Source organism: Bordetella tumbae, from assembly GCF_054780995.1.
In genome coordinates this window covers 470,246-496,045 of record NZ_BAAGVG010000015.1, presented here as the reverse complement: position 1 = coordinate 496,045, position 25,800 = coordinate 470,246, and the positions used below count along the sequence as shown (strand labels likewise).

Sequence of the window (25,800 nt, the reverse complement as noted above, 5' to 3'; positions counted from 1 at the left end):
TGCGTTTTCCGACCAAAACCGATGACTTTGATGCGACGCAACAGTTAGAATTTGCCCGTACTTTACTGTCTATCTATTAGTCGGGAGACTTCTTTCATGAGCAACGCCTTTCTTGAAGCGCTGAAACAACGCCGCACCCAATATGCGCTGGGTCGCAACCTGTCGGCCTCGAAAGCAGAACTGACCGCCCTGATCCAGGACGCCGTCAAGCACAGCCCCTCGTCGTTCAACTCGCAAAGCTCGCGCGCCGTCATCCTGTTTGGCGCCGAAAGCGACAAAGTCTGGCAAATCGCGATTGACGAAGTCCGCAAAGTCGCCCCCGCCGAAGGCTTTGACAAAACCGAAGCCAAACTCAAGAGCTTTGCCGCCGGCGTAGGCACGGTCCTGTTCTACGAAGACCAAGACGTCGTGCGCAGCCTGCAAGAAAAGTTTGCCCTGTACGCTGACAACTTCCCCGTCTGGTCGGAACAATCGGGCGGCATGGCCCAGTTGTCCACCTGGGCAGCCCTGGCCAACGCCGGCATAGGCGCCAGCCTGCAGCACTACAACCCGCTCATCGACGCCGCCGTCGCTGCCGAATGGAACATCCCTGCCAGCTGGAAACTGCGCGCGCAGATGCCCTTTGGCTCGAACGAAGCCCCCTTCGGCGACAAAGCCTTCATGGACGACGCCGAACGCTTCCGCGTCATCGGCTAAACGGCAAAAAAGCCCCCGACGCACCCGCAAAGCCTGCAGTTCCGCCTCCCCGCCACCCTGCAGCTTTGCCGATCACGTCCGCCGCATTACCTCACCGTCCACCGCATTGCCTCGCTGCCCGTCGCATTGCCCCGCCGTCCGTCGCATTACCTCATTGCCCGTCGCATTGCCCCGCCGCCCGTCGCATTACCTCAATGCGAGTCCCGGTTGCGTGCCTGGGCGGGGTGCCGGGCCGTAGAGCACGGATTTAGCCTCGCGCAGCGAGGCCGAGGCCCCTGCTAACGGGCCGAGTCCGTGCGATAGGCCCGGCGCCCCGCCCAGGCACGCGACCGGGACGTCTCCATAGAAACGCCCACGAACGGCAACGAACACCTCGCCCGGCGCCCCCCTCCTTTACCGCCAAACCGCCCCACCGGACAGCCGAACAAACGCCTCCCCAAGAAAATCGACAAACACCCGCACCCGCCGCGCCATCTGATGTCGCTGCGGATAAACCGCGTAAATATTCGCCTCAGGCGTCCGATAGTTCCTCAGCACCACCTGCAATCGCCCGCTCTCCAGATACCGGGCAACATCCCACTCCGCCCGCATGATGATGCCCAGCCCATCCAGTGCCCACTGCACCGCGATGTCGCCATCATTCGTCACCAGCGGCCCGTTGATCTTGGCCAACTCCGACCCTTGCGCCGAGGACAATCGCCACAGGCCATGCGCCTCATCCCCATGCCGAATAGCAATGCAATGATGACGCGCCAGATCGCGCGGCGTCTTCGGTACCCCGTGCTTTTGCAGATAATCCGGCGACGCACACAATAGCCGCCGATTGTCTGCCAATTTCCGCGCGACCATACGCGAATCGGGAGGCTCGCCAAAACGAATACACACATCAAAAGAGTTATCCGATGCCGGCGGCGGATTGACGGTCAATTGCAGCTCGACATGCACCTTGGGATAACGCTGATAGAACCTCGATATCAGAGGCGCAATATGGTTGCGCCCAAAACCCAATGTGGCATTGACTCTCAACAATCCCTGAGGCTCAACCCGCGATTTTGATAGATAGTGCTCAAAATCCTGAATATCCGAAAGAATGCGCCGGGCGTGGCTGAGATATTCCTCCCCCTCTGCCGTCAGGCTCATTCGCCGTGTCGTCCGCGCCAACAGCGCCACGCCTAGCCGTTCCTCCAACAATTTCAGGCGGCGCGTCGCAGCCGGCGGAGAAATCCCTAACTCACGGGCCGCTGCAGTCAGGCTGCCCGCATTCACCAACAGACTGAAAAACGCCATCTCGGCAGAAGCGCCCGTCAACTCGTTCATTATTAACCTAGAGCTGAAAAGTAGAGTAAGTTTTGAGCCATTTTAAACACCCATAACGCGTGTCTAATTTCTGCATGTAGTACTTCCACTCATAAAACAAACCGGAGACAACATGCATAAATTACAGAAACTCTTGCTGATAGGCGCGTGCGTAGCTGCGTTTGCCTCGCATGCCACCACGACCTATCCCACACGCCCCGTCACCGTAGTCGTTCCTTATTCCCCTGGAGGGACAACGGACATCATGGCGCGCATTGCCTCGCAAGCGCTCATGGAGTCCACGGGCCAATCCTTTGTGGTCGAAAACAAGGGTGGCGCCAGCGGCACGATCGCCATGGGTTTCGTCGCCAACGCGCAGCCCGACGGCTATACCCTGCTGTCCAACGAAATGACGCAGACCATCGTGCCCAGTCTGTTTCCGTCCCTCACCTTCGACCCCATCAAAGATCTGGACGGAGTTTCTATCTATGCAGAAGCTCCCTATGTACTGACCGTCAGCTCAAAACTGCCCGTCAACACGCTGCAAGAGCTGGTCGACTATGCCAAAGCCAATCCCGGCAAGGTCAATTTCGCATCGGGCGGTGTCGGCAGCGGCCCCCACATGGCGGGCGAACTCCTGAAATCCGTCGCAGGCATCGATATGACTCACGTGCCCTACAAAGGCTCGGGGCCGGCGCTGAATGATCTGCTCAGCGGCCAAGTCGATGTATTGATTACTGCCGCCCCCACGGCCGCACCCTATGTCGATTCCGGCCGACTCAAGGTATTGGCCGTCGCGCACGACAAACGCGTCAGCACCTTGCCCAAGGTACCCACAGCGGCAGAAGCCGGCTTCCCCGAGTTTCGCGTCGCCAATTGGTTCGGATTTGCCGTACCCAAAGGAACACCCAGCGCGGTCAGCCAGACCTTATTTGCAGACCTCAAGCAAGCATTGGATAAGCAGAGCTTTCGCGACAAACTTATCGCAGCGGGTGCGGAGCCCGTCACGATGACGCCAGAGCAGACCAAGCAATTCATCGAGAACGAAGCCCAGAGATGGGGCGCGCTCATCAAGAAAGCCAACATCGTCAATAACTGACAGTCCACGCATCAACGATAGGGAACTCAGCAGCATGAAGATCAAGAAAGTAGAACCTTTGCACGTAGGCCAATTCATGTTTGTCCGCATCACGACCGACGCGGGCGTGATCGGTTTCGGTGAAGCCGGGACCTGGGGGCACATCCAGGCGGCCGGGGCCTGCATTGCCCGTTTTGCAGAGTATCTAGAGGGCAAAGACCCCTTCCCCATCGAGCATCATTGGAACGTCATGCATCGTTTCAGCTATTTTCAGGGGCTCGCAGAAAACGCCGCCATCTCTGCGATCGATATGGCATTGTGGGACATCAAAGGCAAGGCCCTAGGCGTGCCGGTCTATGAACTGCTCGGTGGCGCAGCGCGCACCAAAGCTCGCATCTACGGCCATATCTACGAAAACACCATAGAAAAAATGCTGATCGAATGCGAAGCAAAAATGAATGCCGGCTTCACCGCGTTTGGTCATTTGAATCCATTCCTGGACGAAGGGCACGATCAGGTCTACTTCAAGACGCATATCAAAAAGATGCGTGATGCGATCGACAACACGGAGCGTATGCGCGAGGTCGTTGGAGACCGCGTGGACCTGCTGATCGAAATCCATCGGCGGCTGACGCCGGCAGAGGCCATTACCTTTGCCCACGGTATCGAACACACTCATCCGATGTTCATCGAAGACCCCATTCGCCCTGAAAGCAACGATGCGATGGCGCGTGTGGCGGAGAAAATCAATATTCCGATCGCGACGGGCGAACGTTTTTCGACGCTGTATGAGTTCGAAGCGCTGCTGGCGAGAAACGGCGCGGAGTACGCACGCGTAGACCTGTGTCTATGCGGCGGCATTACGGGCGCCAAAAAGGTCGCGGCCATCGCCGAAGCCCATCAGGTCCAGGTCGTGCCGCACAACCCCCTCTCGCCTATCGGGCTGGCGGCGTGCTTGCAGGTCGCTGCCGCCATTCCCAACTTTGCCATTCAGGAGTATGCAACGGGGTTCGAGGCAGGGATTTTCGAATCCCGCGCAGAACACCTGGGCAGCGACGTCGTCGATACAGTGCCTCTGCCGAAAGATGGTTTCGTCGACATCCCGACAGGGCCAGGCCTAGGTATGAATCTGCTGCCAGATGCCCAAAAGATTCGTCCACCGCTGACCAAACCCATTTCAATGCGACATCATTTTGACGGCTTCGTCGTCGATCAATAAGCGATACAGCAGAACCCATGCGCCGGCTCGTGCCGCGAGCCGGCGATATGCCATGGGCCTCTCGCGTGAATTGTTTCTGATAGAGCCACCGGCAAAAAGGCGCGATATTGAAGGCCACCGTGCCCGCACGAGACGGACCTTTATTCTCACATGCTTAAAATCAGGGTTTGCCGTCCACAATGGACCGAGCTCGCCTTATTGACAGCACGCAGGAATTCTCGTGACCGCACCGACTCAATCCGCCCCTGAATCCCCAGCCACATCGCACGAGGCACGACCTCTGCCCGCAAATGCCTGCGACTCACACATCCACATCTACAACCCGGACTTGATCGCTGCACCCGCCGCGCCCAATCCTCTCGCCTCCTGCACCGCGCAGGCCTATCGGCAAGTACGAGACAGCCTGGGCCTGCAGCGCGCCGTGGTCGTCACGCCCGCGCCGCATGTCACGGACAACCGCGTCACGCTGGACGCCATCGAACAGTTGGGCGCCAGCCAGACGCGCGGTGTCGGTGTGGTGTTCCCTGACGTGTCTGATAGCGAATTGCAAACGCTGCATCAAGGCGGTATCCGCGGCATTCGCTTTACTGTCGCCATCGCCCATACCTCGATTGTGCGTATCGATATGATCGAGCCGCTGGCCAAGCGCATTGCCTCGCTGGGGTGGCACGTACAACTGCACATGACACCCACCCAGATTGCGGAAAATGCCGACATGATTTTGCGCCTGCCCTGCACGGTGGTGTTTGATCACTTGGGTCGTATGGCGCCAATGACAGAGACCTATGAAGCAGCGCGGCGAGTCGTCCATACACGGCTGCAACGAGGCACAGGCTGGGTCAAGCTATCGGGTCATTATCTGGCAGGCGGCGTGGACTCGGCAGCGCCTGTCGCCAACGAACTATTGCAGGCTGCACCTGAACGATTGGTGTGGGGATCCGATTGGCCCCACCCGACGGAGATGCCCGCGCCGCCCGCTACCGCATCGACATTGGCGGCGCTTCACGCCTGGGTGCCAGATAGCACATTACGCGCTCGCATCCTCGTGGATAACCCGGCGGAACTGTACGGATTCTGAAGCCCTGAAAAAATGCCTGAGCGTCGTCAGTCGGGCATCCGCCGCCCAGCCAGTCCGGGCGGTATGCCGTATCGCTGACGAAATGCCGTCGCAAAATTCGCCGGGCTGGAATAGCCGGCAATCAATGCCGCCTGGGTCACACTGATCGCGTCGCGCTCCAGGGCCATACGCGCACGGTCCAGACGTGCATCGCGCAGATAGGCAAACACCGTTTTGCCCCAGACCGCACGGAAATGGCGCTGCAGGGTATTCACGCTCAGGCAGGCATGCTTCGCAATCTGCACCAGACTCATCTCATCGGCTTGGCCACTGTCGAGCAACTCGCGCACCTGCTCCATCCGAGACCGCTCGCGCTGCCGCAACCCGTGAGCCACTGGTGCCAGCACCGCGCCGCTCACGCTGCTCAACGCCTCCACCGCCAGGCCCAGCGACCGGGACTCTTGATACATGCGCAGCAATGCGCCGTCCAGCTCGGGCGGAGCCAACAGTTGCTCGACTAACGCAACGGCGTGCGCAGACGCATTCCAAGGATGGACTGATAGATGCTGGCGAGCGAATGCCAGGCATGACGGCAAAGCCTCCCCTAAACGCTGCTGCAACCACGCCTCACTCAGTGTCAGGCTGACACTGCGCTCGATATCGCCTCGACGGGACTGCCGCTTGAACGCAGCAGGCTGCGTCAAGGCCACCACCGCCCCGCATGCGCCGCCATCGGGCCGTGGCCCTAACAGCAAACGGTATCCGTCATAGCTGACATCGGCCTTGCCACCCACAGTCAGGGCGATACGCAGCCCAGGTTGCAGGTGGGCATGCACGGCAACGCCCTGCAGGTCGCGGGCGTCCACACGATGCAGACTCAGACCGTCGGCCAATTGCACCGTGTCCACCACCCCCTCAAACATGGGACGGTTGGCGCCAGGCGCCACCACGGCGTAGTGCTCCGCGCTATGACGTGCCTGCCGGTGCAAGGCGGGTTCGTCGAGCAAGGGTGCATTGCGGCGCAATGCCGCGCTACGACTGAGCGATACCGAACTCATACAGATACGAAAAGAGAGAAATGGGGATTTAGCAAAACAATCTAGTGTGCAGGCAAAGCCCGTACCTGAACTTTGCTGACATAATCCTGACGTCAAAATGATATTGTAAATCATTCCTAATAACACTATCAGGCGCGCCCCAAATTGTAACGGGTGGCGCGCTATCTATTGCGCACTCCGGAGAAATCGGCATGTCCACGCCACCCTTCAAGCGCCAGTATCTAGGCGCCCTGATCACTCTCGCCCTCTCAGGCACCGCTCTGGCCCAAAGCCAGGCTGACGCTCCCCTGCCTAACGACCCTGCCGTCGTACAGGAAATGTCTGCCGTTGAGGTTCTCGGTACGGCCGAAGAAGAAGTGAAAGAATCATTGGGGGTGTCCGTCATCACTGCTGAAGAAATTCAGCGCCGCCCGCCCACCAATGATTTATCCGACATCATCCGTCGCGAACCCGGCGTGAACCTGACGGGCAACAGCTCCAGCGGCGCACGTGGCAACAGCCGCCAAATCGATATCCGTGGCATGGGCCCGGAAAACACGCTGATCCTGATCGACGGCAAACCGGTGGAGTCGCGCAACTCCGTACGCTACGGCTGGAACGGCGATCGCGACACCCGCGGCGATACCAACTGGGTCCCCGCCGAAGAAGTCGAACGCATCGAGGTCATCCGCGGCCCTGCCGCCGCACGCTATGGATCGGGTGCGATGGGTGGTGTGGTGAACATCATCACCAAACAGCCCAGCGACAAACCCACGGCCTCCGCCACCTACTACATCAACCAGCCGGAAGACAGCGACGAGGGCAATACCAACCGTGTCAACGCGCGTTTGTCCACGCCGATCTCCGACACGCTCAGCATGCGGGTCTATGCCAACTACAGCAAGACCAATGCCGATGACCGCAACATCAACGCGGGTCATGCGACGGTCGATGAAAACGGCGTTGCCAATACCTCTGGCCGCGAAGGGGTGATCAATCAGGACATCAATGCCCTGTTTGCATGGCGCCCGGATACCCAGAACACGCTCGAATTCGAAATGAGTTTCAGCCGCCAAGGCAACATCTATGCCGGCGACACGATGAACAACGCCAACAGCGAGTTCTCCGATAGCCTGTATGGCAAAGAAACCAATGCCATGTACCGCGAGAATTTCGGCTTGACGCACCGTGGCAACTACGACTGGGGCACGTCACGATCAGAACTGTCGTACGACTATACGCGCAACGCTCGTCAGGCCGAAGGCCTGGCCGGTGGCCCCGAAGGCGCGCCTACTGACCTGGGTAAATCGACGGCACGCCTGCGCAGCCTGCGTGCCGCCAGTGAGGTCAACGTCCCCTTCACGCTCGGTTTCCAGCAAGTCGCCACCGTCGGCGTGGAATACCTGCATGAATCGCTGGACGATCCGTCGTCCTTGCGTCAGTCCTACGATACTGGGACAACGGGTAACGGCATCGACGGCACGGCGAGCGGCGAGCGTCCGACCCGGACCAGTCAAGACAGTTATGCGCTCTTTTTCGAGGACAACATCCAGGCTGGCACGCGCACTATCGTGACCCCGGGCTTGCGCTACGACCACAACAGTGAATTCGGTGGCAACTTCAGCCCGAGTTTGAACCTGTCGTTCAAAGCGACGGATTCGCTGCGCCTGAAAGGCGGTATCGCTCGCGCCTACAAGGCGCCCAACCTGTATCAGTCCAATCCCAATTACCTACTCTACAGCCGTGGACAGGGTTGCTGGGCTGCGGAGAGCAACTCGGGCGGCTGCTACCTCGCGGGCAACGAAGACCTGCGCCCCGAAATTAGCGTCAACAAGGAAATCGGTTTCGAATACGACCCGGGCACGTGGCGAGCCAGCGCAGCGTATTTCCGCAACGATTACAAAAACAAGATCGTTGCCGATACCGAGTATCTGTACCGCTTGAACAACGGCGCGCGCGTGCTGCAATGGGGTAATAGCGGTAAAGCAGTAGTAGAAGGTTTTGAGGGTAACTTGTTCATCCCCCTGACCCCGACGTTGGACTGGAACACCAACTTCACCTACATGATGCAGACCAAGAACAAGGACACGGGCGAGCCGCTGAGCGTCATTCCGAAGTACACCATCAACAGCACGCTGGACTGGTTCTACACCCCCGAATGGTCGTTCCAGGCAAACGTGACGTACTACGGCAAGCAGGAAGGCCCGTCGATGAACCAACGTACCGGTGAAACCCTGGAAGGCGATGGCCGCCAGACGATCAGCCCCTACGCCCTGGTCGGCCTGAGCGTAGGCTACGAGCCGAACAGCCATCTGCGTTTCCGCGTCGGGGTGAGCAACCTGTTCGACAAGAAACAGTACCGCGAAGGCAACGCCAGTTCCGCGGGCGCTGCGACGTACAACGAGCCTGGCCGCGCTTATTATGCGACGATGACCGTGACGTACTGATCGCAGGCTCAGGGCGAATCTCCGACAGGAGTTTCGCTCTGACTGAATCGCCGATTTTCTCGGCGGATGGAGGAAAAAAGCCCCCACGCTGCGCCTTCGGCTTGCTGCCCCCCAAGGGGGTATTTTTGTTTTGGGGCGGCCCGGCAACAAAAAAAACGCCAGACATGTCTGGCGTTTTTTTGTGCTGCCAACTATTAACCGAAACGACCCGTAATGTAGTCTTCGGTTTCCTTGCGAGCCGGCTTCACAAAGATCTGGTCGGTGTCGCCGAATTCCATCAGCTCGCCCAGATACATATAGGCGGTGTAGTCCGAACAACGAGCGGCCTGCTGCATATTGTGGGTCACGATCACGACGGTGTAATCGCTCTTGAGCTCGGCGATCAGTTCTTCGATCTTTGCAGTCGAGATCGGATCCAGGGCCGAACAAGGCTCGTCCAACAACAGTACTTCGGGTTTGATGGCGACGCCGCGTGCGATACACAGACGTTGTTGCTGACCACCCGACAGGCTATTGCCGCTTTGATGCAGCTTGTCTTTCACCTCGTTCCACAGCGCAGCCTTGCTCAAGGCCCATTCCACACGCTCGTCCATTTCACCTTTGGACAGACGCTCGAACAGCTTTACGCCGAAAGCGATGTTGTCGTAGATGCTCATGGGGAACGGCGTGGGTTTTTGGAACACCATGCCGACCTTGGCGCGGATCAAGGAAATATCGGTCTTGGACGTCAGCAGGTTTTCGCCATCGAGCAGGATCTCGCCCTCGGCACGTTGGCCGGGATACAGTTCGAACATGCGGTTGAACGTGCGCAACAAGGTCGATTTGCCGCAACCCGACGGGCCGATGAACGCGGTGACCTTGTTCTCACGAATCGACATGTTCACATTGCGAATCGCATGGAACTTGCCGTAGTAAAAATTCAGGTTCTTGACTTCGAGCTTGGACTTGGCTGCGGAAGCGGCGGCCGCGTTGGCTGCTTTGTCGGCGAGAACAGTATTTTGCATTTGTCTTCCTATCACCGGCGCCCCACGGCGCCGGCATGGCAATTACGATTTGCGGAACAGGCTGCGAGCCAGGATGTTGATGCTCAGCACCAGCAGCGTAATCAGCGTGGCACCGGCCCAGGCCAGATCGTTCCAGTCTTTGAATGGGCTCGCCGCGTATTGGTAAATCACAACCGGCAAGTTGGACATGGGCGCATTCATGTTCCACGACATGAATTGATTCGACAGTGCGGTAAACAGCAGCGGCGCGGTTTCACCCGAGATGCGGGCGATGGCCAACAAGATACCGGTGATGATGCCGGTCTTGGCAGCGCGGTAGCAGACCAGGGTGATCATGCGCCATTTGGGGCAACCGAGGGCTGCCGTCGCCTCACGCAAGCTATTGGGGACCAACAGCAGCATATTGTCCGTCGTACGCACCACCACCGGAATCACCAGGATGGACAGCGCCAGCGCACCAGCCCAGCCCGAATAGTGGCCGACCTGGGACACGTATACGGCATAGATGAACAAGCCGATGATGATCGACGGCGCGGACAACAGCACGTCGTTCAAGAAACGCGTCGCCGGCGCCAGCCAGCCGCGCTGGCCATACTCGGCCAGATAGGTACCAGCCAGCACGCCGATCGGCGTGCCAATCAGCGTACCGACACCGGCCATCAGCACGCTGCCGACCACCGCGTTGATCAAACCGCCTTGTTGGCCCGGAGGCGGCGTGATCTCGGTGAACAGTGTGAACGACAAGGCGGGTGCGCCTTTGAACAGCAGCGTCAGAATGATCCAGAACAACCAGAACAATCCGAACACCAGCGTGGTCAGCGAGATGGTCAACATGACCTTGTTGACCAGATTGCGACGGCGATAAATGCCGTTGCTCATGTTGATTGCAGATTCAGCCATGTTTCTTCCCATTAACGTCCGGCAGACCGATCAGCTCTTTTTGCCTTCGGAGGCTGTCGCACGCAACAGCAGTACTTTCGACAGAGCCAGAACGACGGTGGTGATCAGGAACAGAATCAGACCCAGTTCCAGCAACGCGGATTTCTGGAGGCCTCCGGCTTCGTTGAACTCGTTGGCCAGTGCAGACGCAATCGAGTTGCCCGGCGCAAACAGCGAGCCCGGAAACTGGAAGGCGTTGCCGATCACAAAGGTCACCGCCATGGTTTCGCCCAGTGCCCGGCCCAGCCCCAGCATGATGCCGCCGATCACGCCCGTCTTGGTAAAGGGCAACACCACGCGCCACATGACTTCCCAGGTCGTGCTGCCCAGGCCATAGGCGGACTCTTTCAGCATGGTGGGCACCAGTTCGAACACGTCGCGCATCACGGCGGTAATGAACGGAATGACCATGATAGACAGGATCAGGCCGGCTGTGAAAATACCTATCCCGAACGGAGGCCCTGCGAAGATACCGCCAATCACAGGAATGCCGCCCAGCACGGAAATCAAGGTCGGCTGCACATATTGCTGGAAAATGGGCACAAAAACGAACAAGCCCCACATCCCGTAGATGATGGACGGGATGGCAGCCAGCATTTCAATGGCCGTACCCAAGGGACGGCGCAGCCATGCGGGTGACAACTCGGTCAAAAATATCGCAATACCGAATGACACAGGTACCGCGATGATCAAGGCAATCGCCGAGGTCAGCAGCGTGCCGACAATCGGAACAATCGCGCCATAGTTCTGCTGGACAGGATCCCAATCGTTGGTCCACAGAAACGACAAGCCGTACTTGGCCAGTGTTTCGCGGCTGCCGTAAATAAGGGACAGCATAATGGCTGCCAGCAGGATGAACACCAGGAAGGCAAAAAGCCGGGTGGCGTTCTTGAACAGCGCATCCATTAGCGCGTTATTGTTTTGCTTCATAGGCGAAGGCGTACCGGTAGTGACGGAGTCCGTCTGATGAGACTGGCGTGGCACACCATTATCCATTACCGCGCTCATGGATGGGCTTTCCTTGAAATACGCTTAGAGATACTCGGGCCTGGCGGCGCAGACGATGCGCGGACCTTGATGGGCCCGCGCATCGTTAAGTCTTAGTGGTTACTAAGACGCTTATTTCCAGACGGGCTTGCCGTCAGCGGACTTGATTTCGCTCCAGGTGGCGCGAATTTCTGCCGTCACGTTGTCAGGCAGCGGCACGTAGTCCAGCGCTTCGGCGGACTTGGCACCATTCTTGAAGGCCCAGTCAAAGAACTCGAGCACGGCGCGGCCTTGCTCGGGCTTGTCTTGAACCTTGTGCACCAGGATGAAGGTAGCAGCCGTCACGGGCCACGAAGCGGCACCCGGTTCGTTGGTCAGGACCACACCCATGCCAGGTGCGCTCTTCCAGTCAGCGTTCGCGGCAGCGGCAGCGAAAGCGGTTTGTTCGGGTTGCACGAACTTGCCGTCTTTGTTCTGCAGTTGCGTCCAGGCCAGCTTGTTTTGCTTGGCGTAGGCGTATTCGACGTAGCCGATGGAATTCTTCAGCTGGCCAACGTAGGCGGCGACGCCTTCGTTACCCTTGCCGCCTTGGCCGGTGGGCCATTTGACGGCTTTGCCTTCGCCGACCTTTTCTTTCCACTCAGGCGAGACTTTCGACAGGTAGTTGGTCCAGCCAAAGGTCGTACCCGAGCCGTCCGAACGGTGCACCACGATGATGTCAGCCGAGGGCAGCTTCACGTCGGGGTTCAGCGCTTTGATCGCGGCGTCGTCCCATTTCTTGATCTTGCCCAGGAAGATGTCGCCCAATACGGGACCCGACAGCTTCAGTTGGCCCGGCTGAACGCCGTCGATATTGACCACGGCCACGGTACCGCCGATCACGGCCGGGAATTGCAGCAGGCCGTTCTTTTCCAGGTCATCGGCCTTCAGAGGATCGTCCGAAGCACCGAAATCAACGGTCTTGGCCTTGATCTGCTGCTGACCGCCGCCCGAACCGATCGATTGATAGTTCACTGCGGTATTGGTCGCGGCCTTGTATTCCGACGCCCACTTGGCGTAGACCGGGTACGGGAACGAAGCACCAGCGCCGGTGATATCAGCAGCCTGCACAGCAAAAACGGCGCCGCTCAGCGCAACACCGATGGTAATTTGTTTGAATACGCGGTTGAACATTCGAATTCCTTCTGTGTTCGTTTAGGAGGTCGCGGCGGGCTGTTTCCGCCCGTCCGATCATCGACGTAACGAATCTTAGAATCCCAACATGACAAGACCATGACAGTCACATACACGAAATGTGTCAGGCTGGGTATGGGGCCTTATTTCAGGCGTTCCATCAGGAATTCGTGCATATTGAACGCCGCACGGCGGTTGCGCACGCGGCTATAGGTGCCGTCGGGCTGCTGGTCCCAGGCGAGCTGATTGTCGCGCCAGGCATAGGTGAAAGCCTCGTCTATGACCCTTTTTTTCAGATCCTTGTCCCGTACCGGGAACGCTATTTCGACGCGGCGGAAGAAATTCCGGTCCATCCAGTCGGCCGAGGACAAATACACGGGCTCGTCGCCATCGGCATAGAAATAAAACACGCGGGAATGCTCCAGGAACCGCCCCACGATGGACCGTACCCGGATGTTTTCCGAGAGGCCCGGCACCCCGGCCCGCAGCGCGCATACGCCTCGCACCACCAGGTCGATCTTGACCCCCGCCTGGCTGGCTTTGTAGAGCTCGGCGATGATCTGTTCCTCGAGCAGAGAATTCATTTTGGCCATGATTTTGGCCTTGCGTCCCTCTTTCGCGGCACGGATTTCGGCCTGGATCAGAGACATCATGGTCTCGTGCATGGTAAACGGCGATTGCAGCAACGACTTCAGCGTCCGGCGGGCGCCCAACCCCGTCAGCTGGGCAAAGACCTTGTCCATGTCCTCGCAGAGGTCGGGATCCGAAGTCAGCAGGCCAAAATCGGTGTACAGGCGCGCCGTGCGCGGATGGTAGTTGCCGGTGCCCAGGTGAGCATACCGGCGCAGCCGCCCTTTTTCGCGGCGCAGCACCAATGCCATCTTGGCGTGCGTCTTGTGCGCCACCACGCCATACACCACGTGTGCTCCCACCTCCTCCAGGCGAGCAGCCCAATTGATATTGGTCTGCTCGTCGAAACGGGCCATGAGCTCCACCACGACAGTCACTTCCTTACCGGCGCGCGCCGCAGCCAGCAGGATTTTCATCAACTCGGAATCTTCGCCAGTGCGATAGATGGTCTGCTTGATCGCCATCACGTCCGGATCCACTGCCGCTGCCGTCAGGAAATCGATCACGGGTTGGAACGACTGATAGGGGTGATGCAGCAACTGGTCGGCACGGGCGACGGCCGCAAACAACTCTGCGGGTTTGTCCGCAACCCGGTCCAGCGGCGCAGGGACAGAGCCGTGGTGAGGCGTAAACAACAGATCCGGACGGTTGTCGACGTTGCACAACTGCATCAGCCTGGACAGGTTGACGGGGCCATTCACGCGATAGGTATCATCGGCCGTCAGCGAGAATTCCCGTTGCAGATAGGTTTCCAGATCATCGGGCGTCAACCGGTCGATCTCCAGACGTACGGCCGCACCGAAGTTGCGCTGCGACAGTTCGCCCTGCAGAGCGTGGCGCAGGTTGGTGACTTCTTCTTCGTCGACGAACAGGTCGCTGTTGCGCGTCACACGCCATTGATAGCAACCCAGCATTTCCAGCCCCGGGAACAACTCGCCGACGAAGGCGCGCAGCAACGAGGTCAGCAGGATATAGCCGTCGGGTTTGCCCGAGAGCTCGGGCGGCATCTTGATCAATCGCGGCAGGGCCCGAGGCGCCTGCACGATGGCAATCGAGGCCTGGCGGCCAAACGCGTCAGCGCCTGACAAGGCCACAATGAAGTTGAGGCTCTTGTTATAGACCCGCGGAAAGGGGTGAGCCGGGTCCAGACCGATCGGCGTGAGCAAAGGCATCACGTCGCGATTGAATACCTCGTGCGCCCATTGCTGTTGCTCGGCATTCCATTCCGAAGCATGCAACAGCGCGATTCCCTCGGCATCCAGGCAGGGAAAAATCTCATCGTTGAGCAGGCTGTATTGGCGGTCCACCAGAACGTGGACCTTTTCCTGGACACGCGCAAAAGCCTCTGCCGGCGTCAGGCCGTCAGCGCCGACCAAGGCAGGATTCTGACGCAGTTGCTCTTTGAGGCTGGAAATACGGATCTCGAAGAATTCGTCCAGATTCGAGCTGACGATACAGACATAGCGCAAGCGCTCGAGCAGCGGCACCTGAGGATTTTCCGCCATCGCCAGCACCCGTTCATTGAACTTCAGCAAGGACAGTTCACGGTTCAAAAACGGAGGCTCAACCAGCGACGTAGACATACCGGGTTCCAATTCTAGAGACAAAGGCTGCGGTTTTACTGCAATTGTGTGACTATTCCATGACAGTCTGAAATATATGCCTAGCCTACGCCAAAACGATGACATCCGGTGGCGATTGTGGGGCGCTGTCACATCGGTTCCTTATAATTGGCGCTCTTACAGCCTTATCGACATCCCGCATGGACCACCTCCTGGCCGCCGTAGACCTCGGTTCCAATAGTTTTCGCCTGTCTATCGGACGCGTCGTCCAACAAGAAGGCGGTCCCCAGATCTATCAGATCGACCGCCTCAAAGAAACGGTGCGGCTGGCCGCGGGACTGGATCAGGACAAACAGCTCAGCGACGAGGCGGTGGACCGCGCAGTGTCTGTCCTGGAGCGTTTTGGGGAGCGCCTGCGCAGCTTTCATCCCAGCCGGGTGCGCGCTGTAGCGACCAACACGTTTCGCGTCGCTCGTAATACCCAGGAATTTCTGCCCCGCGCCGAGGCGGCGCTGGGTTTTCCGATCGAGGTGATTGCGGGGCGCGAAGAAGCCCGGCTCATCTATCTGGGCGTGGTGCATTCCCTGCCTCCGTCGGCCAACAAGCGGCTGGTGATCGACATCGGCGGCGGCTCGACAGAGGTCATCATCGGCAAGGGCTTTGAGCCGGGCCTGATGTCATCGCTCTATATGGGCTGCGTCAGCTACAGCCGGCAGTTTTTCCCGGACGGCGTGGTCGACGCCCATCAGATGAAGCAAGCCGAACTCATGGCACGCCGGGAAATCGAAGTCATCGCCAAGCAATACCGCAAGACCGGCTGGAAAGAGGCCTACGGGTCCTCGGGTACGGCCAAGGCACTGTATGCGATCCTGACAGAGTGCGGTTTTTCCGAAGACGCCATCACGCGCGCGGGCCTGAACAAACTGAAAGAACGCATCATCCGCTCGGGCCAGGTTATTCCCGAGGAGCTCCCCGGCATCAAGCTGGAACGCGCCGACGTATTGCCCGGCGGCTTGGCGATCATGAGCGCCCTCTTTGATGAATTGGGCATCGATCGGATGCACACTGGCGAAGGCGCTCTGCGCGTCGGCGTGCTGTATGACCTGCTGGGCCGCGACGCCGCACACGACAAGCGCGACGAGTCCGTTCACCAGTTCATGAAGCGTTATCACATTGATAGCAGTCAGGCCCAACGTGTACGCCAGGCGGCGCTCACGTTCTTCGACTCGATTTATCCCGCTGAGGAGGGCCACAGCGAGCTGCGCAACGCATTGGGCTGGGCCGCCGATCTGCACGAAGTCGGGCTGTCAATCGCCCATAATGCCTATTACAAGCACACAGCCTACGTGCTAGACAACGCGGACATGCCCGGCTTTTCGCGGGCCGACCAGCAACTGCTGGCGTTGTTGGCATTGGGGCATCAAGGCAAGCTGGCAAAACTCGAAATGCTGGTCCGAGACCGCAGCCAGTGGGTTGCCATCCTGTGCCTGCGCCTGGCGGTGCTGCTGATGCGCCGCCGCACCGACATTCCGCAACTGCCGCTCAGCGTGTCGGTGCGAGGCGAGTCGATCGTGGTGCGAGTCAAGCAAGAATGGCTGACCAAGCATCCGCTCAGCGACTTTACGTTGCGTGCCGAAGAATCAGAATGGCGAAAAGTCGGTTTCTCTTTCGAGCTGCTTGAGTTCTAACCGGAACGGACGCGTGGCCCGCCGAATGAGCCGGATGCGCAGTCTTCTGAGGGCCCTCTGAACGGGGCTGCGCCCACTCCGCCCTCCTCGGGCAGAAAGGGATTTGGGGGCAACTCCGCGTTTCCTTGAGAGCAGCCCTCGCATGATCAAATCACCTCGACAGGGGCGGAATCCAACCCGAAATGGCGCCGATAACGGCTGTCCATCTGGGTCATATCCAACAGCACCGGGAAATCCGCGGCATTGAAATCCGGGTCCCAGGCGGGCTCACCGCAAATACGCGCGCCCAGCTTCATATAGCCCTTGATGAGCGGCGGCACGCGTGCGGGCAACGTGCTGTTCAGCAACTCGACGGGATAACGATGCAGCGGCTTGACGCGCGGAGCGTCGAGGTCTTTCAGGTGGGTGGCGACATTGCGCCACACCTCGGCAGCCGTCACACCGTCATCGCGCAGACTGACGCTGGCACAACCCAGCATATAGCGATAGCCGCCGCGACGCATGAACTCTGCCAGACCCGACCACAGCAACATGATTGCAGCGCCACTACGGTGTGCCGCATGCGTGCAAGAACGGCCGACTTCGACCAATTCCCCGCGCAGCGCGCCCAACCCGGATAGATCGAATTCGGACTCGGAGTAATACCCGCCCGCTGCGAGGGCCTTTTCGGGGGTCAGGATACGATAGGTGCCCACTACCCGGCCGGTCTCGAGCTCCCGCACCATGAGGTGTTCACACCAGGGATCGAAGCGGTCTTGCTCGATGCCGTCATGCGCATCAGGGAATACCGCCCCCATGTCCTCGGTGAAAACGGAGTACCGCAGGCGCTGAATCTGCTCGACCTCATCGGCCGTGCTCGCCAAGCCAACGACCAGGACGTGCGCCGCAGAACCCGTCCAGGGTTCGGCGTTGTCACGCCGGGCATCGATACGTGCTAATTCGAGCATTGCACAGGACTCCTTGAGGTATGCACAGTGTGGAGGCCGGATATGTCAGGCTTCTGACAAAAATATGACATGACTATGAAGTTTACGCCCATCCGAATAGTCTCGAATTAAAGCAATATAAATCAAAATAAATCAAACAAACCCGTTTGACGAATAAAGGGCCGGCTCCACCAGGACCCGGCCCCCCTTTAGTACTCATGACAGTGAATCAGTTGAGACTGGCCGCCAATTTTTCAGCGCTAGCCTCAGCCAAAGCAGCGTCTTCTGCTTCGACCATCAATCGCAATTTAGGTTCGGTGCCAGACGCTCGAATGAGCACACGGCCACGCCCTGCCAATTCGGCTTCGACGGCTTGCGCTGCCGCTACGAGGCCCGGATGCGATTTCCAGTCAGTCCCAGGTGTCCAGGCGACATTGATCATTTTCTGTGGATACATGCGCAGGTCACCCAGCCATTGGGCCAAGCTTTCGCCACTGCGGCGCAAAGCCGTCAGCACTTGCAAGGCGGCAATGATGCCGTCGCCGGTGGTATGGCAATCCAGGCATAACAGGTGCCCGGAGCTCTCGCCGCCGAACAACCAGCCGCGTGCCTGCATTTGCTCCAGCACATAGCGATCGCCGACCTTGGCGCGCTCGAACCCGACACCCAGGCGTTGCATTTCCCGCTCGAAACCATAGTTGGTCATCAAGGTCCCGACCACACCGGCGACCGGCCCCTGCATCATGCGTTCGCGCACGATGGCGTACAGCAGCTCGTCACCGTTATAGATGCGGCCCTCGCCATCGACCATCTGCAGCCGGTCGGCGTCGCCATCCAGGGCGATGCCCAAGTCTGCGCCCCGCGCCTGGACGACTTTCACCAACGACTCGGGATGCAGCGCCCCCACGCCTTTGTTGATGTTGAAACCGTCAGGCGAAACGCCAATGGCGTGCACATCGGCGCCCAGCTCGCGAAATACGTGCGGTGCGACGTTATACGCGGCGCCATGCGCGGCATCGACAACGATCTTCAGACCATTCAAATCCAGCTCGTTGGGAAACGTGCTTTTGCAAAACTCGATATAGCGACCCTGTGCATCTTGCATCCGGCGGGCGCGGCCCAGTGCTTCAGACCCCAGGCAACCCAAGGGCTCGTCCAGCGCAGCTTCTATTTCGGCCTCGACTTCATCGGGCAGCTTCATGCCCTGCGTCGAGAAAAACTTGATGCCGTTGTCCTGGTAAGGATTGTGCGACGCGCTGATCACGATGCCCGCCGCCAAGCGGAACGTGCGGGTCAGGTACGCCACGGCCGGCGTCGGCAAAGGACCGGCCAGCAACACGTCGATGCCAGCGGCGGACAGGCCCGCCTCCAGTGCCGACTCAAGCATGTAACCGGAAATACGCGTGTCCTTGCCGATTACTACTTGCGGGCGGCCGTGGCCGCGCACGCTGTACTGCCGCGCCAACACACGTCCTGCCGCGTATCCTAGACGCAAAGCGAAAGCCGCATTGATCACCTCGCCGCCAACCTCGCCGCGCACCCCGTCAGTCCCGAAATACTTGCGTTGCGTCATGCTCGAATAGCTCCTTGTTCAGATGCGTACCAGACCTTCAGGGCATCTACCGTCTCGGCCACGTCGTGCACGCGCACGATCGAGGATCCGTGCGCCACGCAGGCCAGCGCACCGGCAATGCTGCCGGCCAGGCGATCGGCCACGGGCTTGCCGGTAGCGTCGCCAATCATGGTTTTGCGTGACAACCCTGTCAGCAATGGATAACTGGATACGCGCAGACTGGAGAGCCTGCGTAATAGTTGATAGTTGTGATCCGCCGTCTTGCCAAAGCCAAATCCCGGATCCAGGACGATACGCCGCGGATCGACCCAGGCGGCACGCAGACGCTGCGCACGAGCCCCCAGGAATACGCCGATCTCGCCGAGCAGATCGATGTATTCCGGCGCCTGCTGCATCGTGCCGGGCTCACCCTTCATGTGCATGATGCACAGCCCGCAACGCGACTGCGCCACGGCTTCGATGGCCCCAGGCTGGCGAAAGCCGTAGATGTCGTTAATCATGTCGGCGCCCGCATCCAGCACAGCGCGCATGACCTCTGGTTTGAAAGTGTCGATGGATAACGGGACGCCACAATCGCGCAGCGCCTCGATGACAGGCAGCAAACGCGCCAGCTCGTCCTGAACCGGCACTGGATCGGCTCCCGGCCGGGTGGACTCGCCGCCCAGATCCAGAATCTGCGCGCCCTCATCAATCAAACGCCGCGCGTGGCTCACTGCAGAATCGGTATCTGCGTGCTGGCCCCCGTCGGAAAACGAATCGGGCGTGATATTGACGATGCCCATGACGAGCGGGCGCTCGAGATCAAACTCGAAGCGCCCGCACAAAAAGGTGTTGGCCATAGAAAACGATAAAAACTCGAAAGCAGCTTAGACCGCGGCTGGCGTACCACTGCCACCCGGCGCCAACCCGGAGGGAGGCGTATCGGTACTGTCTGCCGGGCCTTGCGGCGTCTTGGGTGGACGCGGCGGACGGCCCGAGGTGATGTCCTCGATTTGATCCGCGTCGATGGTTTCCCATTCGAGCAGCGCGCGGGTCATTGCCTCGACCATATCGCGGTGATCCTCGAGGATCTTGCGCGCCACACCGTATTGCTCGTCGATGATGCGACGGATCTCGAAATCCACTTTTTGCATGGTGGCTTCGGACATATGGGTGGTCTTGGTCACGCTGCGGCCCAGGAACACCTCGCCTTCGTTTTCGGCATAAACCATGGGGCCCAGTTCGCTCGTCATTCCGTAGCGGGTGACGATATCGCGGGCAATGGCGGTGGCGCGCTCAAAGTCATTCGAAGCGCCCGTCGTCATCTGGTTCATGAAAATTTCTTCGGCAATACGGCCACCGAACAAGACGGCGATCGTGTTCAGCAGGCGGTCCTTGTCCATGCTGTAGCGGTCGCCTTCAGGCAACTGCATTGTCACGCCCAGGGCACGGCCGCGCGGGATGATGGTGACCTTGTGCACGGGATCGGTCTTGGGCAGCATGCGGGCCACGATGGCATGGCCGGACTCGTGGTACGCCGTGTTCTTGCGTTCCTCTTCGGGCATGACGATCGAGCGGCGCTCGGCGCCCATGATGATCTTATCTTTGGCCTTTTCGAAGTCGGTCATGTCGACGGTGCGGCCATTACGGCGCGCCGCAAACAAGGCGGCCTCGTTGACCAGGTTGGCCAGGTCAGCGCCCGAGAAACCCGGAGTACCGCGCGCCAGGATGCTGGCATCGACGTTGGTCGACAGCGGAACCTTGCGCATATGCACGCGCAGGATCTGTTCGCGGCCACGGATGTCGGGCAGCGGCACCACGACTTGGCGGTCGAAACGACCCGGACGCAGCAAAGCAGGATCCAGCACATCGGGACGGTTGGTCGCGGCAATCACGATCACGCCCTGGCCCGACTCAAAGCCGTCCATTTCGACCAGCATCTGGTTCAGCGTCTGTTCGCGCTCGTCGTTACCGCCGCCCAGGCCAGCACCACGCTGGCGCCCCACGGCGTCGATTTCATCGATAAAGATAATGCAAGGCGCCTGTTTTTTCGCGTTCTCGAACATGTCGCGCACGCGGGCAGCGCCCACGCCGACGAACATTTCGACGAAATCAGAACCTGAAATACTGAAGAACGGGACCTTGGCCTCGCCAGCGATGGCCTTGGCCAGCAGGGTTTTACCAGTACCGGGCGAACCGACCATCAGCACGCCGCGCGGAATACGCCCGCCGAGTTTCTGGAATTTGGTGGGATCGCGCAGGAAATCGACCAGTTCCTGGACGTCTTCTTTGGCCTCGTCGCAGCCAGCCACGTCAGCAAACGTGATCTGGTTGGTGTTCTCGTCCAGCATACGGGCACGCGATTTGCCGAAGCTGAACGCCCCGCCCTTGCCACCGCCCTGCATCTGTCGCATGAAAAATACCCAGACGCCAATCAACAGCAGCATGGGGAACCACGATACGAAGATGCTCATCAGCAGGGACGGCTCCTCGCGGGCCTTGCCCGAGACGTCCACGCCGTACTTCAGCAGATCGGACACCATCCAGATGTCGCCCGGCGACGTCAGGGTGTACGAACGGCCCGTATCAGGGGTGACATACAGAACATCCGCCTGCACGTCTACCTTGCGAATACGGCCTGCCTTGGCATCCTCCATGAACTGGGTGTAACTCACGCCGTCTTGCGATTGCGCACGCCCATCGAACTGTTTGAATACCGTGAACAGGACCAGTGCGATCACCATCCAGACCGCGACTTTAGAAAATGAGTTGTTCAAGGTCGATCTCCTGCTTTTGATTCCGACCGGTGACCGCGCCCCCGCGCATATGGCACAGTCACAAGTATGTCAATAGTTCATTCTACCCTGTCGGGAGGGGTTCCGTCTGAAAGCCCGATAGGCGCCTGATACATCATTGTCAAAAAACCTAAAGTTTCAGGTCACGCGCCACTAGAAATGTCTCCGAGGACTTGTCCCGGGAGGCTTTGGGCTTGCGTTCCACCACACGCTTGAAGCGCTGTTTGAAGCTTTGCACGATCTGCGAAAAACCGCTGCCGTGAAAAGCCTTGACGATCAGCGCGCCGTCGGGCTTGAGGTGGTTGCAGGCAAATTCCAGCGCCAGGTCGCAAACATGCTGAATGCGAGCCGAATCGGCGACACCAACTCCTGACAAGTTGGGGGCCATGTCCGAAATAACAAGGTCTACCGGTTGACCACCCACCAATTCTTGCAACTGTTGCAAAACGTCGTCATCGCGAAAATCACCCTGGATGAATTCGACGCCGGCGACAGGTTCCATAGGCAGGAGATCCAGCGCGATAATGCGGCCATCGACTGCGCCGCCGGGACCGGCCAGACGCTCGCGCGCCACCTGGGACCAACTGCCTGGCGCCGAGCCGAGATCGACCACGATGTTGCCCCGGCGCATCAGTTTTTCGGCATCGAGGATCTCGATCAATTTGAAGGCAGCACGCGCCCGATAGCCCTTTTGTTGCGCCATCTTCACATATGGGTCGTTGATGTGCTGGTGGATCCAGTCTTTAGAGAATTTCTTTTTGGCCATTACCGTACAATTCCACGCATGCCTATATTAGAACTCACCTCACGCGAGCGCAGCGAATTGCGCTCGGCCGCCCATCCCCTCAATCCGGTCGTCCTGATCGGAGACAACGGGCTGACCGACGCGGTCTTGAAAGAAATCGACCGCGCCTTGACATCCCACGGGCTGATCAAGGTACGCGCAGGCGGCGCCGACCGCGACGAGCGCGAGGCCATGCTGGCGACCATTTGCGACACGCTGTCGTGCGCACCGGTGCATCATTTGGGCAAGATGTTGATCTTGTTCCGCCCGCTGTCCGGTAATGTAGCCTCTGCCCCGGCAGAAGGCACCCCCGCACGTCGCAAGGCATCCGACCCTCATACCCCCAAGAAAATGGCGGCCGAGGGCAAAACCGTGTCCAAATCAGCGCCCGCTCGCAAACGAGCCACGCCCGAAGCGCCGGCCAAAAAGTCCTTTGTCGGACGCGATGACCTCAATAGCGCTGGCCGCCCGATGCGCCCGTCGACCAAGAAAAAATCCAGCACCACAGCGCATGGCATTCCGCGCCGTTCGGGCAGCGCGCTCAGCCTGCGAGCCGGCGCCCGCAGCGGGCTGCGCGCCTCGGCAGGACGCAAGACCACCAAAAAATAAAACAGTGAAGCAAGCTGGCCTGGCAGCAGGCCAGCCCCAACTCAATGCCAACACCCGCTCTGGCCTGGCATCGCTTGGGGCGGATACCCATCACATTACAGGTAGCGAACGCTCAGGACTTCGTATTCGCGAATGCCCGAGGGGGCCTTTACTTCGACGACATCGCCTTCGGACTTGCCGATCAACGCACGAGCGACCGGACTGGACACCGAAATCAGGTTGGATTTGATGTCAGCCTCGAGATCCCCCACGATTTGATAGGACAGGCGATCGCCCGAATCCAGGTCTTCGATATCCACCGTTGCGCCAAATACCGCACGGCCCTCTGCATTCAATGCAGCCGGATCAATCACATGCGCGTTGGAAAGCGTGCCCTCGAGCTCTGAAATGCGGCCTTCGATGAAGCCTTGGCGCTCGCGCGCAGCATCGTACTCGGCATTTTCCGACAGATCACCCTGGGCACGGGCCTCGGCAATAGCATTGATCACGGAGGGGCGCTCAACGGTTTTCAACCTGTGCAATTCGGCTTGCAAACGCTCGGCTCCGCGCGCGGTCAGAGGAATGGCAGACATGTCGTTTCCCAACAAAAAGTAGAAAACGCCCCGAATGGGAGCGTTTCGGTAAAAAAAGGCAATCAGACTTAAGCCCTGCGCCACGACGGCGGGACAAGTCAATGATACAAACTAAAGATCGAACAGGCAGGAACGATATCGGGCCCGATTATTAGTAGGGTTCCTGGCCTCTCGTCCCGGTCAGCCCATAGGCACAAATACGTATGCCGGCGACCAAAACAAAACCCCGGCTCGGATTTGGAACCGGGGCAAGCAAGACATCATTGTGGTCAAAATCCGCCAGAATTGCAAGCCGTCCAGGAACCCCTTATTCCAGGCAGTTCAGCGCAAAAAGCCTCTAGGGCTTTACACCACCTGGCGGCCGCTGCGTTGCAACAAAGCGTACAAAATGATCGCGCCGAACGTGGCAGTACCGATTCCCCCCAGGGTGAAATCCCCGAGTTTGATCGTGAAATCGCCGGCTCCCAGCACCAAGGTCACGGCAGCCACGATCAAATTGCGGTTATCGCTGAAATCGACCTGATTCACCACCCAGATCCGCGCGCCCGCGACGGCAATCAGCCCGAACACCACGACTGACATACCGCCCAATACCGGCCCCGGAATCGTCTGAATCAACGCGCCGAATTTAGGCGAAAACCCCAGCAGGATCGCAATCACCGCCGCCACCACGAACACCAGCGTCGAATAGATGCGCGTCACGGCCATCACGCCGATGTTTTCCGCATAGGTGGTCACGCCCGTTCCACCGACCGCGCCGGACACCATCGTGGCGACCCCATCGCCGATGAAGGCACGTCCCATGTAACGGTCCAGATTCTGCCCGGTCATGGCGCTGACGGCCTTGATATGCCCCAGGTTCTCGGCCACCAGGATGATCGCAACCGGTACGATCAAGCCCATGGCGTCGGCCTTGAATACGGGCGCGGTGAAGTGAGGCAAACCGAACCACGCCGCCGCGGCAACCCCCGAAAAATCGATGGGTTTGCCCAAGCCCAGGCCATTGGCGCACACCGCATAAATCACGCAGGCCAAGAGCAGCCCCACCAGGATCAATAGACGCTGAATCGTGCCACGCGTATAGACGGCAATCCCGCCCACGCACAACACGGTCACGATCGCCATCCCCGTTTCAAACCCCGAACTGCCCATCGCGCCCTTGGCTGCGATAGGCGCCAGGTTCAGTCCGATCACGGCAACGACCGCGCCCGTCACGACCGGCGGCATCAGACGTTCGATCCAGGCAGCGCCGCCATCGCCCCGCGCATTGGCCGCGGCCACGATGATCCCGATCAGGGTATAGGCCAGGCCGCACGCAATAATGGCGCCTAGCGCTATGCCTATATTGGCGTTCGGGCCCGATCCCGCATAGCCAGTGACGGCCACCACGCCGCCGATAAAAGCAAAGCTGGATCCGAGATAGCTCGGCACCCTACCGCCCACAAACAGGAAAAAGATCAGCGTGCCGATCCCCGACATCAGGATGGCGACATTAGGATCAAAGCCCATGATCAACGGCGCCAGTACGGTCGAGCCGAACATGGCCACCACGTGTTGAGCACCCATGGCAATGTTTTTGGGCCCGGACAGGCGCTCATCGGGCGCAATGACGACGCCAGGCACGGTATCGTCGGCCAGTTTCCAACGCGGAAAATAAGAATTGGGCATGGAATCCCCTGTATTCAGACAGGAATAATTGGTCGGCGGGCGGAAGTGTAGGGGCCAGCGCGTTTGCCGGCAATCCGGTTA

21 protein-coding genes are annotated in these 25,800 nt (G+C 59.3%); 7 read left to right on the top strand and 14 right to left on the bottom strand.

The window, feature by feature from the left end:
- The first annotated feature begins 96 nt into the window (after window positions 1-96).
- Window positions 97-696 carry a nitroreductase family protein gene (locus tag ACYVI2_RS14640; RefSeq protein WP_415822327.1) on the top strand — a complete coding sequence of 200 codons (600 nt, stop codon included), beginning with the start codon at window positions 97-99 and terminating at the stop codon, window positions 694-696.
- 393 nt (window positions 697-1,089) lie between these two features.
- Here ACYVI2_RS14640 and ACYVI2_RS14635 read toward each other — a convergent pair whose 3' ends face one another.
- Window positions 1,090-2,013: a LysR family transcriptional regulator gene (locus ACYVI2_RS14635; protein WP_415821806.1), complete on the bottom strand. Its 924-nt coding sequence runs from the start codon at window positions 2,011-2,013 to the stop codon at window positions 1,090-1,092.
- Window positions 2,014-2,125: 112 nt separating this feature from the next.
- Here ACYVI2_RS14635 and ACYVI2_RS14630 point away from each other — a divergent pair, with 112 nt between their 5' ends.
- The 3 genes from ACYVI2_RS14630 (at window position 2,126) to ACYVI2_RS14620 (ending at window position 5,367) form a co-directional block, all read left to right on the top strand.
- Window positions 2,126-3,091, top strand: coding sequence for a Bug family tripartite tricarboxylate transporter substrate binding protein (locus ACYVI2_RS14630; RefSeq protein WP_415821805.1), 966 nt, complete (start codon window positions 2,126-2,128; stop codon window positions 3,089-3,091).
- A gap of 34 nt (window positions 3,092-3,125) precedes the next feature.
- Entirely contained in the window at window positions 3,126-4,289 is a 1,164-nt protein-coding gene (locus ACYVI2_RS14625; protein WP_415821804.1) for a mandelate racemase/muconate lactonizing enzyme family protein, read from the top strand.
- Window positions 4,290-4,509: 220 nt separating this feature from the next.
- On the top strand, window positions 4,510-5,367 hold the full coding sequence (locus ACYVI2_RS14620) for an amidohydrolase family protein (protein ID WP_415821803.1): 858 nt from the start codon (window positions 4,510-4,512) through the stop codon (window positions 5,365-5,367).
- A gap of 26 nt (window positions 5,368-5,393) precedes the next feature.
- Here the strand turns inward: ACYVI2_RS14620 and ACYVI2_RS14615 are convergent, their stop codons facing one another.
- Window positions 5,394-6,404, bottom strand: coding sequence for a helix-turn-helix transcriptional regulator (locus tag ACYVI2_RS14615; protein ID WP_415821802.1), 1,011 nt, complete (start codon window positions 6,402-6,404; stop codon window positions 5,394-5,396).
- A gap of 191 nt (window positions 6,405-6,595) precedes the next feature.
- Here ACYVI2_RS14615 and ACYVI2_RS14610 point away from each other — a divergent pair, with 191 nt between their 5' ends.
- Window positions 6,596-8,830, top strand: coding sequence for a TonB-dependent siderophore receptor (locus ACYVI2_RS14610; RefSeq protein ID WP_415821801.1), 2,235 nt, complete (start codon window positions 6,596-6,598; stop codon window positions 8,828-8,830).
- A gap of 194 nt (window positions 8,831-9,024) precedes the next feature.
- Here the strand turns inward: ACYVI2_RS14610 and pstB are convergent, their stop codons facing one another.
- The 5 genes from pstB to ppk1 form a co-directional block, all read right to left on the bottom strand.
- Window positions 9,025-9,834, bottom strand: coding sequence for a phosphate ABC transporter ATP-binding protein PstB (gene pstB / locus ACYVI2_RS14605; RefSeq protein ID WP_415821800.1), 810 nt, complete (start codon window positions 9,832-9,834; stop codon window positions 9,025-9,027).
- A gap of 42 nt (window positions 9,835-9,876) precedes the next feature.
- Window positions 9,877-10,734: a phosphate ABC transporter permease PstA gene (gene pstA, locus ACYVI2_RS14600; RefSeq protein WP_415807859.1), complete on the bottom strand. Its 858-nt coding sequence runs from the start codon at window positions 10,732-10,734 to the stop codon at window positions 9,877-9,879.
- A 30-nt stretch (window positions 10,735-10,764) separates the two neighbouring features.
- A complete protein-coding gene (gene pstC, locus ACYVI2_RS14595; RefSeq protein ID WP_415821799.1) occupies window positions 10,765-11,781 on the bottom strand; it encodes a phosphate ABC transporter permease subunit PstC in 1,017 nt (338 codons plus the stop codon).
- Window positions 11,782-11,892: 111 nt separating this feature from the next.
- Window positions 11,893-12,933, bottom strand: coding sequence for a phosphate ABC transporter substrate-binding protein PstS (gene pstS / locus ACYVI2_RS14590; RefSeq protein ID WP_415821798.1), 1,041 nt, complete (start codon window positions 12,931-12,933; stop codon window positions 11,893-11,895).
- Between the two features lie 143 nt (window positions 12,934-13,076).
- Window positions 13,077-15,146, bottom strand: coding sequence for a polyphosphate kinase 1 (ppk1, locus tag ACYVI2_RS14585; RefSeq protein WP_415821797.1), 2,070 nt, complete (start codon window positions 15,144-15,146; stop codon window positions 13,077-13,079).
- Between the two features lie 179 nt (window positions 15,147-15,325).
- Here ppk1 and ppx point away from each other — a divergent pair, with 179 nt between their 5' ends.
- Window positions 15,326-16,813, top strand: coding sequence for an exopolyphosphatase (ppx, locus tag ACYVI2_RS14580; protein WP_415821796.1), 1,488 nt, complete (start codon window positions 15,326-15,328; stop codon window positions 16,811-16,813).
- A gap of 146 nt (window positions 16,814-16,959) precedes the next feature.
- Here the strand turns inward: ppx and ACYVI2_RS14575 are convergent, their stop codons facing one another.
- The 5 genes from ACYVI2_RS14575 to ACYVI2_RS14555 form a co-directional block, all read right to left on the bottom strand.
- The gene (locus tag ACYVI2_RS14575; RefSeq protein ID WP_415821795.1) at window positions 16,960-17,760 is read right to left on the bottom strand and encodes a GNAT family N-acetyltransferase; all 801 of its coding nucleotides are present in this window, start codon (window positions 17,758-17,760) and stop codon (window positions 16,960-16,962) included.
- A 208-nt stretch (window positions 17,761-17,968) separates the two neighbouring features.
- Complete coding sequence (gene glmM / locus ACYVI2_RS14570) at window positions 17,969-19,312, bottom strand: phosphoglucosamine mutase (RefSeq protein WP_415821794.1); 1,344 nt, start codon at window positions 19,310-19,312, stop codon at window positions 17,969-17,971.
- Entirely contained in the window at window positions 19,309-20,151 is an 843-nt protein-coding gene (gene folP, locus ACYVI2_RS14565; RefSeq protein WP_415821793.1) for a dihydropteroate synthase, read from the bottom strand. The genes glmM and folP overlap by 4 nt, the downstream gene beginning before the upstream one ends.
- A 27-nt stretch (window positions 20,152-20,178) precedes the next feature.
- On the bottom strand, window positions 20,179-22,068 hold the full coding sequence (gene ftsH, locus ACYVI2_RS14560; protein WP_415821792.1) for an ATP-dependent zinc metalloprotease FtsH: 1,890 nt from the start codon (window positions 22,066-22,068) through the stop codon (window positions 20,179-20,181).
- Window positions 22,069-22,216: 148 nt separating this feature from the next.
- The gene (locus ACYVI2_RS14555; RefSeq protein WP_094822496.1) at window positions 22,217-22,852 is read right to left on the bottom strand and encodes an RlmE family RNA methyltransferase; all 636 of its coding nucleotides are present in this window, start codon (window positions 22,850-22,852) and stop codon (window positions 22,217-22,219) included.
- An 18-nt stretch (window positions 22,853-22,870) separates the two neighbouring features.
- Here ACYVI2_RS14555 and ACYVI2_RS14550 point away from each other — a divergent pair, with 18 nt between their 5' ends.
- Window positions 22,871-23,479, top strand: coding sequence for a YhbY family RNA-binding protein (locus tag ACYVI2_RS14550; protein ID WP_415821791.1), 609 nt, complete (start codon window positions 22,871-22,873; stop codon window positions 23,477-23,479).
- A gap of 95 nt (window positions 23,480-23,574) precedes the next feature.
- Here the strand turns inward: ACYVI2_RS14550 and greA are convergent, their stop codons facing one another.
- The gene (gene greA / locus ACYVI2_RS14545; protein WP_415807848.1) at window positions 23,575-24,051 is read right to left on the bottom strand and encodes a transcription elongation factor GreA; all 477 of its coding nucleotides are present in this window, start codon (window positions 24,049-24,051) and stop codon (window positions 23,575-23,577) included.
- A 345-nt stretch (window positions 24,052-24,396) separates the two neighbouring features.
- Window positions 24,397-25,719 (bottom strand): solute carrier family 23 protein, encoded by a 1,323-nt coding sequence (locus ACYVI2_RS14540; RefSeq protein ID WP_415821790.1) that lies wholly within the window; start codon window positions 25,717-25,719, stop codon window positions 24,397-24,399.
- Window positions 25,720-25,800: the final 81 nt, after the last annotated feature.

Excerpts from the sequence above, each read along its gene's own strand:
- folP (WP_415821793.1), bottom strand. The coding sequence starts at position 20,151 with ATGGCCAACACCTTTTTGTGCGGGCGCTTCGAGTTTGATCTCGAGCGC.
- pstB (WP_415821800.1), bottom strand. The coding sequence starts at position 9,834 with ATGCAAAATACTGTTCTCGCCGACAAAGCAGCCAACGCGGCCGCCGCT.
- ppx (WP_415821796.1), top strand. The coding sequence starts at position 15,326 with ATGGACCACCTCCTGGCCGCCGTAGACCTCGGTTCCAATAGTTTTCGC.
- ACYVI2_RS14615 (WP_415821802.1), bottom strand. The coding sequence starts at position 6,404 with ATGAGTTCGGTATCGCTCAGTCGTAGCGCGGCATTGCGCCGCAATGCA.
- ACYVI2_RS14575 (WP_415821795.1), bottom strand. The coding sequence starts at position 17,760 with ATGCTCGAATTAGCACGTATCGATGCCCGGCGTGACAACGCCGAACCC.
- pstA (WP_415807859.1), bottom strand. The coding sequence starts at position 10,734 with ATGGCTGAATCTGCAATCAACATGAGCAACGGCATTTATCGCCGTCGC.
- ACYVI2_RS14550 (WP_415821791.1), top strand. The coding sequence starts at position 22,871 with ATGCCTATATTAGAACTCACCTCACGCGAGCGCAGCGAATTGCGCTCG.
- ppk1 (WP_415821797.1), bottom strand. The coding sequence starts at position 15,146 with ATGTCTACGTCGCTGGTTGAGCCTCCGTTTTTGAACCGTGAACTGTCC.
- ACYVI2_RS14635 (WP_415821806.1), bottom strand. The coding sequence starts at position 2,013 with ATGAACGAGTTGACGGGCGCTTCTGCCGAGATGGCGTTTTTCAGTCTG.
- ACYVI2_RS14555 (WP_094822496.1), bottom strand. The coding sequence starts at position 22,852 with ATGGCCAAAAAGAAATTCTCTAAAGACTGGATCCACCAGCACATCAAC.
- greA (WP_415807848.1), bottom strand. The coding sequence starts at position 24,051 with ATGTCTGCCATTCCTCTGACCGCGCGCGGAGCCGAGCGTTTGCAAGCC.
- glmM (WP_415821794.1), bottom strand. The coding sequence starts at position 19,312 with ATGACGCAACGCAAGTATTTCGGGACTGACGGGGTGCGCGGCGAGGTT.
- pstC (WP_415821799.1), bottom strand. The coding sequence starts at position 11,781 with ATGAGCGCGGTAATGGATAATGGTGTGCCACGCCAGTCTCATCAGACG.
- ACYVI2_RS14625 (WP_415821804.1), top strand. The coding sequence starts at position 3,126 with ATGAAGATCAAGAAAGTAGAACCTTTGCACGTAGGCCAATTCATGTTT.
- ACYVI2_RS14630 (WP_415821805.1), top strand. The coding sequence starts at position 2,126 with ATGCATAAATTACAGAAACTCTTGCTGATAGGCGCGTGCGTAGCTGCG.
- ACYVI2_RS14640 (WP_415822327.1), top strand. The coding sequence starts at position 97 with ATGAGCAACGCCTTTCTTGAAGCGCTGAAACAACGCCGCACCCAATAT.
- pstS (WP_415821798.1), bottom strand. The coding sequence starts at position 12,933 with ATGTTCAACCGCGTATTCAAACAAATTACCATCGGTGTTGCGCTGAGC.
- ACYVI2_RS14610 (WP_415821801.1), top strand. The coding sequence starts at position 6,596 with ATGTCCACGCCACCCTTCAAGCGCCAGTATCTAGGCGCCCTGATCACT.
- ACYVI2_RS14540 (WP_415821790.1), bottom strand. The coding sequence starts at position 25,719 with ATGCCCAATTCTTATTTTCCGCGTTGGAAACTGGCCGACGATACCGTG.